Here is a 16,518-nt window from a genome sequence, read left to right on the forward strand (position 1 = left end):
TTAAGAGGGGATTTGAATATCGTTTTCTTCACACCACAGCTTAGTGCCTAAAGCCACTAAGCCTCTTCCTTGGGGGGGTATGACTGCTGTTTTGATATTTTTGAGAAAGTAACGCAATCCATACAAAGCATACTGGTCGCTATAGTGACCCCAATAGCTGGCATATTTATACACTCGCTGTTGATCACCCAATAGAGCTCGCTCTAATTGATTGAGAATAATTGTGCCGGCCATTGCTCCCGGCCATCTTCGTGATTCAGACCGATAGTTTTGGAACAAATTGTGGTAGTTGAAATGCTCCAAATATTGAATATAAAGTGACTGCTCTAGTCGAAGATTCAGGGGAACTTGTGACCAAAACCGCACTAATTCAGTATCCCAGAGAGGTAGCTGCCAACCGAGCCCCAAAAACTCATAGATCCTTTGACCATTGACTACCAACTTGGATTGTCTTTCCTGCCACTCCCATTCTTCATAGAAAGCAGCAATCTCTGGCATAGTCATTTCTTGATGCTCTTCAAGGCCAAGTACACTCAAGATTCTTGATTTCGCAAACTCTACATTTTCTGGCGTTTTGAGGTGGTGCCAGAGAGAGTAATGTTTATAGATAACAAAATCAGTTAGTTGCTGAGCGGAGCAAGGCCCTATCAGCATTTTTAGGGGAATGTGCCCGCCGGAAGTAAAGTCGCCACTTTGACCATTGATAACCACCGCATTTTCTGAGAGTTGGCCGCTTTCTCGGAGTGAATGCAGTGCTTGGTAATCATTCATCACTGGGACAGCACTTAAGCTATCAGCGTATTCCCAATAAGCTCGACGTTGTGATGAGTCAAAGATCTGTCGCGCTTTAGAAGCGTTAGGCTGAATAAATTGCCAAGGCACATTCAACGTTTTAGCCACGGCTTGGGCAGCTTTGGCTTCATAGTTTCCGCGTGGGCCATAGGAGAATGTATGCAGGTTGGAGCATCCAAGACTATGCAATTTAGCCAAAATCAACCTGGAATCCAGTCCACCACTAAGAGGCAACCAAATAGGGGCATCACCCACAGCATTGAGTAACCGTTCAAAAGTGCGATCGGTCGCGTTTGCGAGTTCTTCAACATATTCACTAGCGGTGTGTTGAGTGTGAGATGAGGGATGGTAGCGAAAATATCTCTGAACAGTCAGTTGACATTTCATCTTGTCCCAAAGTAAATATTCTCCTGCCCGAAGTTGATACAGATTGTGATAAATAGTCTCCCGATTAGTAACGTAGCCCGCCATCATAAATTCTAAAAGGGCGGTCTGGTCGACTTGAGAAATTTGATACTTTTGTTTGAGCAAATGCGCAGAATTGGAAATCGCCAGATTGTGGTGTTCGTCTGTGGCATAGAAAATCGGATAACTTCTAATGACATCAACAAAGGCAATAATTAGAGTTGATGTTTCAACAATGACGGCGAAATGTCCAATTAAAGAGTTGAGGTGTGTGTTGAGACGGACAAAATCATGATGATGTAGGCAAGCGCTTAGCTGCGGCAGTAGGCTGTCAACCGAATCACCAATGCTTAACACGGTTGTGCCATCATAAGCAGTTTGCCGATATTGCATATGAGCGTTCGAATCAACCAGAATAGAAGCAACAGCCATGAAACCGTATCGACTTAATTAGAGGAGGAAGTGTGTTCGCAAAGTAAGAACCAATGGTAAGGATGATGAGGATTATGAAAATCTTCAATCACATCGAGACCGGCTTGGCTAACTAGGCGTTTTATTTTTTGTTTCGGGTATGATTTTCTGCCAACTTCCCAATAATGTGGCCCATGTTTATCGGTACGTTTGAGTAATTCAGCTTCGTTCTGATCTTGCAATGGAAAGGAAGGAAAAGATGAGAAGAAGTTGAAATTGATCGGAAAACGCCGCAATCCTCGCTCTCGAAACCGCAGTGAAAAATTGAAATGAAGGCTGGAACGTTGGCAAGGCAAACTGATATATACGTAACGCCGTGACACACGGGTGAGCTCTTTCAAGGCGCTGAGCGTTTTGAAACTGGGTAAATGTTCTAAAACCTCGAAGCAACAGACGCAATCAAAAGTTTTATCTGGCCAAGGCAAGGAAAGAATATCACCAATCACATCGGGTTGATAGCGAGCTTCGACATCTAATGTGGTAACGGTGTAGTCGTAGCACTCAAGGAGCGCTTCTAATAAACCAATCCCTTTGCCGACCTCAAGAATCTCTGAGACTCGACTTTTCGGCAACTCTAAAACTTTCTTGAGCTGATGCCAAACGCTCAGAAAGTTGCCCTGCTGCATATAGTGAGCATGAAAATAGGCTTGCCTAAAAATGGTGTCATATAGACCATCACTAATTTCTGCTGGTTGAACTTCTTGTAAATCAAACAAAAATTTTGGCCCACGAACTTGAGCTTTCGTGTCGATCCATTCTCGATACTCAGGAAAGTTTCTATGCAGTTCTTCGAAACCTTTTTGAGTGAATATGGCAAATCCAACGCTGCTCATAGTGTTTTGAAATCGTTATTCATTCTCGACTGGATAGATTAGTTGTGCGGCTACTTATTACTAAACTTAGAACGCATATTGATAAACCACTTCATGATTGACGGAGTGAGGCGATGCGGCGATCGCTCCCATCAGTTCATGGTCACTAAAAGTAAACTCGTCGTCATCGTCGGTTTCTAATTGAACCATACAACAGCGCTTAGCAACCGCGTCGAATGCTAGCGGATACCAAGATACGGAGGTGTGGTTCATCAGGACAAGGGGAGTCTGCGTCAGCATGGCATAGCCAAAAGTGCTGGTGTAAGGGTGGGTGAACACAACGCAATCAGCCATTTGATGGGAGTCTTCGAACGGTTGAGTGATGATTTCATCCACATACGAATCCATCACACCAGCAATCTCAGTTAAGCGATTGGGATGAGCTTTATAGAGCGTGGTAAATCCGTTGGCTTTGAGGCACTTTAGAATACCGATTTCTAGTCGGAGGATTGATAAAGCATGGTAATTGGGCATCGAGGGGTAAAGGACCTGATTCATGGGGAAGCCCAGCAGCATGACACTTTTGACAGAGCTCCTGGTCTGATGCTTGGGCAAGCAGTCAAATATTTCTCGGTATGGGCTGCTTTGTAGCGGAGCAACCTCAGCCATCTGTAACCCTCGGGAGCAAGTTTTTGCTAGCTCTTGCAAGAGTTGGTCTTCTCCTGGTGCACCGGAGTAATACCGATCGACCAAAGATAAACCATCGGCATCAACATACCCCCGGTTAAACGCTGCGGTGGCATAGCTGTTACCGTGGGAGAAGCCGATCGCTTCACCACCTGCAAGTTGCCAAGCCGATACAAACGCTCGATGCAGCGGATAGCCTAATCCCGCCGCAACCAAAGTGTGATTAGTTTGCGCAATTTTCTGCTTGAGTGGCGTCAGGTTGCGAACGATGAAGTCATGAGTTTGGTTAATGGCAAAGTGACTACTTTGCTGGATAAACGAAGCCCAGGGAATATCGCTATCGACCAATTGATAAGTTTTTATGATGTCACTGTGATACTGCTCAATCAAGGCAGAGAGTGACGGGTTATGCAGCCGTGACTCTTGAGAGCGTCGGGTGTGGGCATAGGGATTGAGGTAAGTCAGGCGTCGTTGGGTTTGCTGACAAAACAGCTGAGCTGGGTGACTCAGTGACCCAATAGCTAAATAAGAACTGATTTTGCCCGAGGGGAGGCCTTGCCCCAGTGAATACAGGTTTTTGAGCCGACGTCGAAAGTTATACGTGCGCAAATTGCTGGGTTGAAAGGCATATCTTTGCAGCGCTTGCTTGGGAAAAGACAGCCAGTCAAATTTTGCCAGTGGTTCGGCTTGCTGACCAGCGACATGGGTATATTGATCTGCCTTAAGTTGGGCACAGCACTGCGAGCGAAAAATGGCATAGGCCAGAATCGTGTTGATGCCGATGCCCGCAACTCCAACCTTGTAGATAATTTCGTCGGATGATTGAGCGCAAAAAAGAGCGATATAGCGAGTAATTAGATCTTCGTATATGGCTTGATAGACCTCATGCTTGACCGGAGTATATCGGTAGTCTAACCACGTTGCTGGTCCTTGCCATTTCACGCCGTCAATATTGATTGCATAAGTTTGATGTGTGCCCACTCGCCGTTGCCCTGCATTTAGCCAATCATATCTTGCCGCAATGGCGTGCCTTTAGGGGCAGCGGTGTTGATTCGACGACCTAAGAATCGCTCATAGTATTTGGGCGGTAGTCCGTAGCCGGGGCGAATAGCGCGTAAGTTGTCGGGGGTGAAAACATCGCCAGCTTGCATATCTTGGGCGATGTATAGGCTCCGACGAAAAACTTTAGATCCCTGTTCAGCGTCCGCTGTGCCATATTGAATGCGCCCGATCGCTTGCCAAGCGCGTTCAGATTCGGTCACGAGTTGAGTGATTTCTTCGGGCTCCATGGAAAATGTAGAATCGACACCACCATCGGCTCGTCTGAGGGTGAAATGCTTTTCGATAAAGGTCGCTCCAAACGCAACACTGGCAACGGCGGCCCCAATACCCATCGTGTGGTCTGACAGACCCACTTGAACGTTGAAGAGATCGCGCAAGTGAGGAATCGTTTGCAAATTGGTGTTCTCTGGGGTGGCGGGATAGGTACTGGTGCATTTCAAGAGAATCAGGTCATGGCAACCTGCTTCCCGAGCGGTACGAACAGTTTCGTCGAGTTCGGCGATGGTGGCCATGCCCGTCGAAATGATCATGGGCTTACCTGTGCTGGCGACCTTGCGAATCAAAGGCAGGTCTGTATTTTCGAACGACGCAATTTTGTAACAGGGCACGTCTAGAGTTTCTAAAAAATCGACTGCTGTCGTGTCAAAGGGCGTACTAAAGCCGATGATGCCGAATTCGCGGCAACGTTCAAAAATTGGTTGATGCCACTCCCAAGGGGTATGAGCTTTTTCGTAGAGTTCGTAGAGAGAGTGACCATGCCAAAGGCTCTTAGGATCGTCAATAAAAAATTCCCCTGCAGCCAAATCCAGGGTCATGGTGTCGGCAGTGTAGGTTTGCAGTTTCAGAGCATGGGCTCCAGCCTTGGCGGCAGCCTCAACAATCTCTAAGGCGCGGTCGAGGGATTGATTGTGATTGCCAGACATCTCGGCAACGACAAAGGGTGGATGACTGCGACCAACTGGGCGACCTTGAATGCTAATCACTTCCATCAGACCTTGTACCTAATTACTCACTAAACTTTTGTTGCTTGGGTAATCCCATCAGTCAAGGCAAATCCTCCGCCATGCTGAAAGCCTTGCTATGGGAGATCGCTTAACTCAGGATAGTAACTCGCGACGATCGCATTTTCAGCGCGCAGGCAAGGGATACCTGAAATGATGGGGTACACACATAAGGCTTCCGGGCTAAACAACACCTCACCAAATTGTTGCAGCGTTGCCCCAGTCTTGGGACAAGCCAACACGCTCTCTACGTCCTTCTCCGATTCCGATATAGGTGTTTTTTGAATAACTGTAATAGCAGTAGGGTTGAGTGGGTTGGCCGTTAACGGAAATAACTCATGCTTAATCACGGAATAACCGAGATTTTCGGCAGTCTTGACTAAGTTTTTGCAATAACGGTGAGAATCCATCCGAGCCTTTGCCGCTGCACTAGCCAGTTCATATCCGGGCTCTAATAAAATGAGATATTTTTTTGCTACCCGGTATAGTTCTTGCAGAATGGGTTGTTCGAACCCACCATTTGGCTCGATAGAGTGAGACGTATAAACGACGTCAATCGAATTAGTGCTAAAAGGAATTTGAAATAGGCTACCAGTACATAACGTAGTGTCTGCAATCTTATTTTTATCTAGCCAAAGCTTACCGTAGGCCAATCTAGACCAACACAAGTCAAAACCGTAGGCCTTGGTCTCGCTCGGTAAATTCTTAACGACTTCGGCGAGCGTCGTGGCTTCACCAACGCCAGCTTCCAAAATTGAGGTTGGATGGCATCGAGTCAGCATTTCTTGAGCGATCGCTGCACCATAATTCTGCTTGTGCTCAGCTATTGATGGCTCACTCAAAGCGGAGACGTAGCTGCCAGCTTGCAAATCATAAGAGACTTCAATAATCTCTTCGGTGTTGCCGTTCGTAGTAGCATTTTTCCTTAAGAGGGCCATGATATTTTGGCCTTGCAGATACAACTCCTTAAGCTCTCTAGGATTCGGCTGACTCATTATCAATTTTCCCGACGAAGAAGGTTTTAGAGATTTCATAAGAGACAATGCCAATCTCTACACTCAAGCTACCATCAAAAAGGTAGGCTTAATACGAAAAACGGCTAAGCCTTTTATACAGAAACAGAAGTGTTTTTTGAATAGACCACAAATAAACAATTCCAGCCAAGCAAAAAACAATCAAATATATTTATTTATTAAAAATAAAATAGAAACAACATAATCACTACATAGATGCTTTTAATTCGTTAGAAGAAGCTCTTCAGCAACCTTATACATCCTTGTATTTTCTTCAGGCGGAGTATACGGATCTATTGTATAACCGAACTTATCTTGAAGGCTCCAAACAACATCACAGAAACCCAGGAGATGGCGAAACCTTACTGTGCTTGAGAACCTAGGGTTAACTTCAAAAATAACGGGTCCCCGCTCTGTCAAACGCAACTGTACATTAATGCTTCCAGATAGTTGGAGACTTTTCGCGAGTTCAACTAATAAATCAGAAATAGATGTATCAACTATGACCTGCGCAGATCCCGTTAATCCTCCTACTAGCTTTCGCCTCAAAACGATTTGTCGTACTTCACCTGACTTAGAACTAAATAATCCACAAGTATATTCCTGATTATTTGGTCCAAGGAGCTCTTGCCATATCCAATCTTGATGTTTCTCACCGAAGAAAGCAACATCACTTAAATGATTTATTTGATAAATGTGCTTACTGCCTTGACTACAAGCCTTTTTAAGAATGCATGGAATTTCTCTTGGACTGCCTTCGCTCACAGGGACACTCCAAGGAAAAGGTAAGCCCTGAGATTGCAAATATCTAGCAGTCTTAAGCTTGTCTTTGCCAATTTCAATTGATTTCGAATTAGCCATGAGAATATACTGCTGACTGAAAAGAAAGGCAAACTCAGAGCCAGAGCACCTTAAAGCATCAAATTCATAAATCTCACTTTCGCTGGTTGGAATAATGACATTAACAGCGTAAGTTTCAACTACCTCAGCGATTTTCCTGAAGTAATCTGAATCTGACGCTTTTGGCAATACTAGACACTTATCATATAAAAGCTGACCAGGATGGTCATCATGTATATCTGATCCAAAGATTCGAGATAGGGGAGCGACTTCTCTCAAGATCCTCAAAATGCTGATCGCAATATCACCAGCACAGCCTGTAATTAACACATTTCCAAGCTTCATACTGAATACCAACCTCGTTGTAAAACCTCCCATAGGTAAGGGAGATGTGGATCTCTTGACTTGGCTTCATCAATTATTACTCGTGGATCAAATAGAGTTCTTTTCATTGAAATAGTTTTTGAATTTGTATTTACGAGACACCAGCTAGCAAGATTGCCAACATCACGCGGCTGCCCTACGGATCCTGGATTCAGCAGAACGGTGCCATTCTTAGAGGCATATACAAATGGGTGATGAGTATGACCCATCAATACAAAATCAGCGTTAAATGATGCTATTTTATCTAATTCAGTTTTTGGAGAGTCAGGATATATATATCTATCAGCATCTTGAGGCGAACCATGACTCAGCAAAAAGTTTAGGTCATCGATACTGCACATCAAGCTAGCAGGCAGTTTTTTTAAGATATGAATCTGCTCTCTCGTGAGCTCATCAAAAGCTATTGACAGCCCACTGCCATACTTTCGATGTATCTCGTCTCGCAAACATTGACCTGCCTCAAAATCCAATAAAAATCTTTCATGATTCCCCTGAATCATATCTTTTGGCCAGTCTTCAAGTAACCTGAACACCTCAGCAGGTTGATAGTAATAACCAACATAGTCACCAAGCAATAGTAGCCTCTCGACATTTGCTTGCCTGATTTCTTTAAGAACGGCATTCAACGCAATATGATTGCCATGAATATCAGAAAGAATCGCAATGTTCATAGGAGGTCATATTGCATCAATAAGTCACGAGCCACATCGTTAGGATCCTTAAGCTCTCCTCTTGCTTGTAAATCAGTAAAGTACTCATACATTGGGAAAGAAGGATCGTAGTTATTGCGAATTTCTTGTTGCATCCGAGTATCCATGACGCCAGGATCAACGGAGCAAGCCTCTACGCCTTCTTCAAAAGCGACTTTGTAGAACATATCAATCGCGCTCTTGCTAGAGCAATATAAGCTTAAACCAGCGATCGCACGATGGGCTGCTCCAGTCCCAATATGGATTATCTTAAACTGACAAGACAGTTGACGAGCAGTCCGCATCAACTCATTAGAAATGAGCATAGGAGAAATCACATTGATATTGAAAGTTCTAAGAATAGACTCCTGAGTAAGGGTGCCAATGTCTCCAAGCTGACCAACAACGGCAGCATTATTGATAAAGCATATTTCACTCGTCTCGCCAGGCAAGATTTCCAAGATTTCAAGAAATTTACATTGTTCAATCAGCGCATGTGGTTTAGAGAGATCATGAATAATGAAAGACACATTACTCATATCCACTTGCTCTGCAATAGTTTTTCTAGAAATTGCAATAACATGATTTCTAGTACCGTGTAGAGCTTCAAGCAAGGCTCTTCCTAAGCCTCGTGTCGTTCCGGTAATAACTACAACTCTCATCGATCAGTTATCTAACCTTTAAATCAACATCATCGCCAAAGAGTCAAGAACCAACTTGCAAAAATGCCGTTAGGCTTCTACCTAGGCCAAGCTTTGCTAGCGCTGAATACATAATGTTAGCCGTTTCAGGAGACTGGGAATGCATCAAATTTTCAATTTCGACCCTCACCTTATGGGCTTCTTTACCCACAGTTAAATCACTAACGTAATTTGCTTTTGAATGAAGAAGAAACCAGTCAATAGGAAAGTCTGCCAGTATCTCTTTACAAATCCAGCCCGTAAATTCAACCGTAGCTAGTAAACTTTCATAATTAAAATAGGCGAGGTGCTCAGGAGGCCTAACCCAGAACATTTCACTAATATATTTTTCGTTAATAGCCTTTTCTTGCACAACAGAAAAATCGTTAGGAACGGTGACAACTAGGAGTCCATCTGGCGCCACCAAGTGTCGAAGCGATTTCAATAAATTGACAGGATCAATGACATGCTCCAAAACGTTTTGCAACCAGACTAGTTCATACTGACGATTACTTTTAACCTCCTCTTCTAGTGACTCAAATATATCTCCAGTCACTAAGTAAGGTTCACATTCTGGATTTTGAGTTTGAATTCCATGAGCACTGTAATCAAGTCCTCGCACTTGCCACCCTAAAGACAAAAAGTAGGAGAGGGCGAATCCCTCTCCACATCCCACATCTAGAAACTTCCCAACTTGGTTCGTGCCTAGCAGCTGTTGAGCCAAATTCCAACGTTGAGATAGCTTTGCCAAAAAATACGCTATCTCTTCAGCAGAATATTCGGCTGCATAATGCCCCTTTGAATCTTGATAGTATTTTTTGGCGTAATGTTCACCTAAGGTTTCAGGACTAGGTTTTGGGAATATTTCCCAGAAACCCAGTGGGTTTTGCATTAATCTAGGGTCTTGTGGAAAGTTCATAATTTAGCTTTTTCACTCCTAGCTCTTGAATTTAGGTGATTTCCAAATAGACAAGATGCTGTTTCATGTGCTCCAAATCCACTAACTACACTGGAGTTTTTTCGGCTTTGGAATTCCCTGGGATCCTGTGAACTGCATAGCTCAATCAACACAGATGCTATTTGCTTTGGATTTAAATAATCATGCCAGCCAAGATTATGAAGCGCCTGATTTTCTTGCAGCCTCTTGACCAGTTGAAGTTGATTATCTGCCGTTATGATACTCACGACTGGTAAGCCCATGAAAAAAGCTTCCCAGCAGATACTCCCGCCGCTAATGATGCCAACATCAGCCCAAGCCATCAGCTCCGGCATATTGCTGACATTCCGACACAGGTCAAACTTTATCGATGCAGTATCAGCAGCAGCTTGCAAAGTCTCAAAGTGAGGATTGCTGCCCCCAACGACCACCACGACTTCGAGGTCTGGCACTGTCACCTGCTGTAAGGCTTGCATCACTTTTAACGTGACATTATCAGGGTCACCGCCCCCCAGCGTGACCAATATTTTGCGGGCCACTGGGGCAATCTGCCGTTGCCAGCCTCGCCAGGGCCAAAATTCTTTACGCAACAGCGCAAACCGGGTACCCAGTAAGAGTTGCGTGTAGGGTTCACGGTGGGAATATAACTCTGGATGGGCATGAATATTTTGGTTCAGCACCCAATCGGCAGCATAGTAGTCAGCATGGCCATTATCGTCAATGAAAAGCACCTTCAGACCGGCGGCCTTTAACTGCTGCTGATAAGCCGCCCCAAAGTGATAGCCATCCACAACCACCCTCTCAGTACCCAAGGTTTGAGCGACGGCCACGGTGTGAATACTATCTGCGGCACTCCCATCAGGATGCGGATGGTGGATCACTGAAAAGCCTTCCGCCTTGATCCGAGCTGCCAACGCTGGCGCAGCATCAGCCATCAAAAAAGTCACCATGCCACCTTCGCTTTGCCACGCCTGAGCGAGTGCAAGACATCGCATGATGTGACCTGTCCCAATTGCGGCTGCCGCATCGGCACGGATGAGCAGCCTTAAGGAGTCGTCTTTTCTAGCAGAAACCATGTTGTATCATCCTGAGGAAAATTCGAATCGCGATGATAAACAAAGCCATAATCGATCAACTTCAAATCTGAATATTTGTCGAGCATTTCTCCAGCGAAGTCGCGTTTAAAGAGCTTATTGTGATGGCCTCGATATACAATCTCAACTGGCGAGGGATTGTAATACTCTGCGATACAAATATAGCGACGACTACTGTTAAATAATTTTTCGTAAACTTGGCCTAAGTGCTCGGGATTAATGTGAATTAAAACGCCTTTAATCAATACAAAGTCGGCATTCAAAGGCGGTAATTCCTTGTCTAAAATTGAATTGTGATAGACGTTCACTCGACCGTTCAATAATTGCTGTAGTTTTTGAACGGCATTTTGGTTGATTTCAACCGCAGATAATTCTGATGAGGGTAACAACTGAGCGATCGCCTGCAAGTTCAGTCCAGCATTCGCCCCAAATTCTAAAACCGAACTCACAGCAGTTGTTTTAGACAAAATCCTGGCAAATAGAGCGATGTTGCTGGCCAGATAAGTCTCTGATACATTTCTGCCAATGTAGTTATTGCCAAATTCGCCAGCCCAAAACGCCTCTTGCTCTGTGGCATACGCTTGATTAATGTCATTGCTTTGCATGCTTATTCTCCATACTTTTTTTGCTCAACATGAGCATTGATTAGACGCCACTCGGGATTTTGCTCTAAAAGATTTAAACAGTCTGCCAGGGTGAACTTTGGACAATGAGGGTAGAGGGCTACCAATATTTTTTGGATGAGGGCAAAATCTTCAGGCGTATCCACAGTCCAGCGATGCTGACTCTGGTCATCGTCATATGAGACTGTGGTCATCGCAAATCTTTCGGGCTGCTGGTGAATAAAAGGAGTGACATGCTCTCGATCAGGTTGCGCCGTAGCCTCCTGATGTGCCGCCGTCAGGGCTGACATGGAAAACACTTCTGTATCCATGCCTCGAGGGAGCGATCGCCTGAGGGTATTGGCGGCGTAGTCAGCGGCTGGCTGCTGGTCAAAATAATGCTGAATGACCGTATCAATAATCTGTGGATCAATGAGCGGACAATCAGAAGTCACTCGCACAATGACATCAGCACCGTAAGTGCGGGCAGCTTCGTAATAGCGACTCAAGACATCGGCCTCATCCCCCCGATACACAGCTACGCCCAGGCGATCGCATAAATCGACAATCGGTTGATCGGTCGGGTTAACTGTCGTCGCAATGATCACTTTGTCGGCTAAAGTCACCCGTTGTAATCGCTCGATTTGATACTCCAACAGCGGTTTGCCCAAGACAGGGAGTAAAACCTTGCCAGGTAAACGGGTCGAGGTCATGCGTGCCTGCACGATGATGACCGTTTTCATCGCTGCTGTTGAGTCTGAAAGTTGAAAATCGTTGCTTAGCATGTCAAGGCTGCTTTCAGTGCCAGCACCACTTGTTGCTGATCATCATCCGCCAATCCATAGTACAGAGGAATGCTGATCGCCTCGCGATAATATTGCTCCGCCTCAGGAAAGTCGCCCCAGGTGAAGCCAAGTTGTTGATAGTAAGGTTGAGTATGCACCGGAATGTAATGCAAGTTGACGCCAATATCCTGCTGGCGCAGCGATTCGAACACTTGACGATGAGACTGCTGAATCTTACTTAGCTGCAACCGAATCACATATAAATGCCAGCTCGAAAGGCTATCTGGATGTTGCCAGGGTAACGTGACCGGCAGGTTAGCGAGCAATTCGTCATAGCGGGCGGCAAGTTGGCGGCGACGAGTTACAAACGTATCTAATCGCTGCATTTGGCTATCGCCCAGCGCCGCCTGCAAGTCTGTCATCCGATAGTTCAGTCCCAGTTCGAGCTGCTGATAATACCAGGGACCTTGTGAGGGGGTGGTCATCAATTGCTCGTCTCGGGTTATGCCGTGGGTGCGCAAACGAATCAGGCGCTCATATAAATCCGCTCGATTGGTGAGTACCATTCCCCCCTCACCAGTGGTAATGATTTTCACCGGATGAAAGCTCAACACCGCCATATCGGAGAACTGACAGCTGCCCACCGGGGCGCCCTGATACTGCGCCCCGATCGCATGGGAAGCATCTTCTAACACCGTAAACCCATACTTTTGAGCTAGTGCGCTAATGCGATCCATTTCGCAGGATTGCCCTGCCAGGTGAACCGGAACCACTATCTTGGGCAGTTTTCCTACCCTTTCAGCCGCTATCAGCTTCTGTTCCAGAGCGTCAACACTAAGGTTGTAGGTGTTGGGGTCAATATCGACAAAATCAACTTGAGCCCCACAGTACAGACCACAATTGGCCGAAGCGACAAACGTATTCGGCGAGGTCCACAGCCAATCACCCGGGCCTAAATCAACCGCCAGACAGGCAATATGTAAGGCGGCGGTGGCACTGGTGACGGCGACGGCGTAGGTCACACCACAATAGTCAGCGACAGCCTGCTCAAAGCGAGCGATCGCAGGGCCTTGCGTAATCCAGTCAGATTGCAGCACCGCAATCACAGCATCAATATCCTGCTGATTGATGTCCTGCCGTCCGTAAGGAATCATGCCACGCCTGCCAGTTTATGCATATGTTGAATCTCTTCTACCGAGAGAAACCAGTCATTCGTGCCGGAGTTGTATTCAAACCCATCGGGCACCATGTCTCCCGCTTCGCCTAACCGATTCACCGTATAGTCTCGCTGTAGAGAATATTCGATGGTGGGGCGAATGACATAGTGATCCTCAAACTCTAAGGTGAGATGAGAATCGTCCAGGGGGCACATCACCTCATGGAGCTTTTCGCCCGGTCGAATGCCAACGACTTTGGTAGCTAAGTCCGGAGCCATTGCTAATGCCAAGTCGGGAATGCGGATTGAGGGAATTTTAGGCACAAAGATTTCCCCCCCTTGCATCCGTTGAAAGTTTTTCAGAACGAAGTCAACGCCTTGCTGTAAGGTAATCCAAAAGCGCGTCATGCGGGGATCGGTAATCGGCAGATGGTCACTGCCCTGCTGAATGAGCCGCTGAAAAAAGGGCACCACTGAGCCACGAGAGCCGACAACATTGCCATAACGCACGACGCTAAAGCGAGTTGGCCGATTGCCGGTCAGATTGTTAGCAGCGACAAATAACTTGTCAGAACAGAGTTTGGTCGCACCGTAGAGATTGATGGGGTTGGCTGCTTTATCAGTAGAGAGAGCGATCACTTGCTTAACGCCACAGTCCATGGCTGCTTCAATGACGTTCTCGGCCCCATAGATATTGGTTTTGATGCATTCGGTGGGATTATATTCCGCCGCAGGCACCTGTTTCAAAGCAGCGGCGTGGATCACATAATCAACATCACGAAAGGCTAAATACAGGCGATCGCGATCGCGAACATCACCAATGAAATAGCGCATACAGGGATAAGCCTGAGAAGAAAAAGTCTGCGACATTTCAAACTGCTTCAGCTCATCTCGCGAATAAACGATCAGTCGTTTGGGCTGATAATGCGCTAATAGCGTTTTGACATACTGTTTGCCAAAAGACCCAGTACCACCGGTAATTAAGATCGAAGCGCCATCAAACATTGTCAAACTACTAATCCTTTATTATTCGCGCAACCCTTCACGGCGTTACGGGCTAAACTGAGGCCCTAAAGCGTTGATTTTGAGGCAGCCCTTCAAGGGACTTTCCGCCTACTGATAGGGCAACTCCTCTAGGGCCAAACGTTTGAACGTAGGAGAAGTCTCGAGAAGTTCTTGATAAGTGCCACTTGCCACTAAACGCCCTTGGTGCAATTCAAAAATAACATCACAACGTTCCACCGTACTCAACCGATGCGCAATGAGAATAATGGTTAATTTATGACTGAGTTCGTGGATGGCTTGCATGACTTCTTGCTCAGTCACATTATCCAAGGCACTCGTGGCTTCATCAAAGATGACGACCGAGGCATTACGGTACATGGCCCGAGCGATACCGACCCGCTGGCGTTGTCCTCCACTCAGACGAATACCTCTTTCGCCCACTGTCGTCTCATACTGATCCGGTAAGGACTCAATAAACTCATCGATTTTTGCTAACTTAGCCGATCGGCAAACTTGATGATAGTCGATCAAATTTTTAGGCACACCAAAGGCAATATTTTCGGCCAGTGTCGCATCACTTAAAAAGATACTTTGTGGCACATGAGAGATACTATTTTGCCATGTCTTCACAAGCTCTCCTTCTAAGGGATGACCATCAATTTTAATTTGACCTTTCTGAGGCTGTAACAATCCAAGGATCAAATCAACTGTAGTACTTTTGCCGCTACCGGTGCTGCCGACAAACCCGACCGTTGACCGAGCTGAAATGTGCAAGCTCAAGTCTTGCAAGATCCAGTGCTCATGAGCGTCTAATTGATAGCTAAACCAAACGCGCTGAAACGTGATGGCCTGTTGCAGCGATAGTGAATCATAGGCGGTTGCAGAGATTGAAGCAGCAATCGGTAATTGCAACCCTGCCACCACTCGCTCTAGCGAGGCTCTCGCTCCCTGAAGAGTGGCCAGGGCTGCAAAAGATTGCTGTAAGGCGGGTAAGAGCCGGTTAGCTCCTAAGGCAAAGCCACCTAGGGTCGGGACAGCAGTGCTGAAATCACCTTCCCGGCCTAGGAGTAGCGCCAGCAGAGCGATCGCCAACATCGCCAGGGCTTCAATCAAATAACGGGGGGCTGCACTAATGACCTGATTAGCCGCGATCGCATGGCGTAATGAGTAGTCAGCTTGCTGATATTCATGCTGAAAGAAACTTTGATTGTTAGTCAGTAGCACATCTCGAATACCGCCTAAACTTTCCTGCACAATCTTGATTTGTGATTGTCCGCTTTGTACTCGTATTTGACTATTTTGAGCGAGCAACCGACGTCTGACGTGATAAAGAATCGTATAAGCACTCCCGAGAAAAAAGGCTGAAATCAAAGCCAGCTGGGCATCGATCAAACATAAACCAATGACGAGTGAAACGGCGAGTAAGCTATTAGTGATCACCGCCAAGATAGACATTAAGGCACTAGTCAGCACGGCTGTATCACTCGTGACTGACTGAATTAAGTCGCTGCTATTGCGAGCAATGTGGAAACGATAGGGTTGTAACAGGGTGCGGTGAAAAATCTGACAACTCAGAGCACTGGCAATATCGGCGGCTAGATGGGTCTGTTTACTCAGGGTCACAATTCTTAGGGCATTCGCCACGATGACTGCACAAATAAATGAGAATGCCAGTACGGTAACAAGCTGGTAAGAAGTTTCAATTTGCAATAGGCGCAGCAGCGGCTGGATGCGTGAACTGTTGAACAGGGCATCAATATCGCTGAGTGCGCTTAAGAAAGGTAAAACCAGCCCTAAGCTGACCACTTCGCTAATAGACGAGCAGATCATCAATACTGCCAGCAACAACAGTTGTACACGGTGTGGCCGTGTAATAAACGGATACAGTTTTGCAATTACTGCCGACAGACTGGCTTCTTTACGAGTGTTTGGAGGCTGTTGACGCATCATTGTGCAGCATTGATTTGACTCTTCTGCGTGGGTGTAATGGGTTTGCGACTGGTCAGCGATCGCCCAAAAGACTTCAGATATCGACGTCTTAAGCGAAGAAGACCAAAACAGTACGAGAGCTGCTGAGCGACTTAGATCCCCGGAACATCAACC

At 46.1% G+C, this 16,518-nt stretch carries 15 protein-coding genes; all 15 read right to left on the reverse strand.

All coding sequences use genetic code 11. The features are described 5' to 3' along the window. The 15 genes from DYY88_RS05080 to DYY88_RS05150 all read right to left on the reverse strand — a co-directional run bounded on the left by DYY88_RS05080 (position 1) and on the right by DYY88_RS05150 (position 16,365). The gene (locus DYY88_RS05080; protein ID WP_084606985.1) at positions 1-1,629 is read right to left on the reverse strand and encodes an asparagine synthase-related protein; all 1,629 of its coding nucleotides are present in this window, start codon (positions 1,627-1,629) and stop codon (positions 1-3) included. A 14-nt stretch (positions 1,630-1,643) separates the two neighbouring features. Further along, positions 1,644-2,501, reverse strand: coding sequence for a class I SAM-dependent methyltransferase (locus DYY88_RS05085; protein ID WP_052288268.1), 858 nt, complete (start codon positions 2,499-2,501; stop codon positions 1,644-1,646). 66 nt (positions 2,502-2,567) lie between these two features. Next, the gene (locus tag DYY88_RS05090) at positions 2,568-4,148 is read right to left on the reverse strand and encodes a hypothetical protein (RefSeq protein ID WP_039725847.1); all 1,581 of its coding nucleotides are present in this window, start codon (positions 4,146-4,148) and stop codon (positions 2,568-2,570) included. A gap of 17 nt (positions 4,149-4,165) precedes the next feature. Next, positions 4,166-5,218: a pseudaminic acid synthase gene (gene pseI, locus DYY88_RS05095; RefSeq protein ID WP_039725848.1), complete on the reverse strand. Its 1,053-nt coding sequence runs from the start codon at positions 5,216-5,218 to the stop codon at positions 4,166-4,168. Between the two features lie 89 nt (positions 5,219-5,307). Further along, on the reverse strand, positions 5,308-6,264 hold the full coding sequence (locus tag DYY88_RS05100; protein WP_201278953.1) for a methyltransferase domain-containing protein: 957 nt from the start codon (positions 6,262-6,264) through the stop codon (positions 5,308-5,310). 201 nt (positions 6,265-6,465) lie between these two features. Continuing rightward, positions 6,466-7,428 carry an ATP-grasp domain-containing protein gene (locus DYY88_RS05105; RefSeq protein ID WP_039725851.1) on the reverse strand — a complete coding sequence of 321 codons (963 nt, stop codon included), beginning with the start codon at positions 7,426-7,428 and terminating at the stop codon, positions 6,466-6,468. Beyond that, a complete protein-coding gene (locus DYY88_RS05110) occupies positions 7,425-8,138 on the reverse strand; it encodes a metallophosphoesterase family protein (protein WP_039725852.1) in 714 nt (237 codons plus the stop codon). The genes DYY88_RS05105 and DYY88_RS05110 overlap by 4 nt, the downstream gene beginning before the upstream one ends. After that, positions 8,135-8,818, reverse strand: a complete 684-nt coding sequence (locus tag DYY88_RS05115; RefSeq protein WP_072041302.1) for an SDR family NAD(P)-dependent oxidoreductase — start codon at positions 8,816-8,818, stop codon at positions 8,135-8,137. Before DYY88_RS05115 ends, DYY88_RS05110 begins: the two co-directional genes overlap by 4 nt. A 43-nt stretch (positions 8,819-8,861) precedes the next feature. Further along, positions 8,862-9,755 (reverse strand): class I SAM-dependent methyltransferase, encoded by an 894-nt coding sequence (locus tag DYY88_RS05120; protein WP_039725853.1) that lies wholly within the window; start codon positions 9,753-9,755, stop codon positions 8,862-8,864. Continuing rightward, entirely contained in the window at positions 9,752-10,849 is a 1,098-nt protein-coding gene (gene pseG / locus DYY88_RS05125; RefSeq protein WP_044151073.1) for a UDP-2,4-diacetamido-2,4,6-trideoxy-beta-L-altropyranose hydrolase, read from the reverse strand. The genes DYY88_RS05120 and pseG overlap by 4 nt, the downstream gene beginning before the upstream one ends. Further along, positions 10,819-11,472: a pseudaminic acid biosynthesis-associated methylase gene (locus tag DYY88_RS05130; protein ID WP_039725854.1), complete on the reverse strand. Its 654-nt coding sequence runs from the start codon at positions 11,470-11,472 to the stop codon at positions 10,819-10,821. Before DYY88_RS05130 ends, pseG begins: the two co-directional genes overlap by 31 nt. 2 nt (positions 11,473-11,474) lie before the next feature. Continuing rightward, complete coding sequence (locus DYY88_RS05135) at positions 11,475-12,212, reverse strand: cytidylyltransferase domain-containing protein (protein WP_039729468.1); 738 nt, start codon at positions 12,210-12,212, stop codon at positions 11,475-11,477. 35 nt (positions 12,213-12,247) lie between these two features. Then, on the reverse strand, positions 12,248-13,408 hold the full coding sequence (gene pseC / locus DYY88_RS05140; RefSeq protein ID WP_039725855.1) for a UDP-4-amino-4,6-dideoxy-N-acetyl-beta-L-altrosamine transaminase: 1,161 nt from the start codon (positions 13,406-13,408) through the stop codon (positions 12,248-12,250). Continuing rightward, positions 13,405-14,415: a UDP-N-acetylglucosamine 4,6-dehydratase (inverting) gene (gene pseB, locus DYY88_RS05145; protein ID WP_039725856.1), complete on the reverse strand. Its 1,011-nt coding sequence runs from the start codon at positions 14,413-14,415 to the stop codon at positions 13,405-13,407. The genes pseC and pseB overlap by 4 nt, the downstream gene beginning before the upstream one ends. Before the next feature lie 108 nt (positions 14,416-14,523). Further along, positions 14,524-16,365, reverse strand: a complete 1,842-nt coding sequence (locus DYY88_RS05150) for an ABC transporter ATP-binding protein (RefSeq protein ID WP_201278956.1) — start codon at positions 16,363-16,365, stop codon at positions 14,524-14,526. Positions 16,366-16,518: the final 153 nt, after the last annotated feature.

This window comes from Leptolyngbya iicbica LK, from assembly GCF_004212215.1.
Taxonomy (GTDB): domain Bacteria; phylum Cyanobacteriota; class Cyanobacteriia; order Phormidesmidales; family Phormidesmidaceae; genus Halomicronema; species Halomicronema iicbica.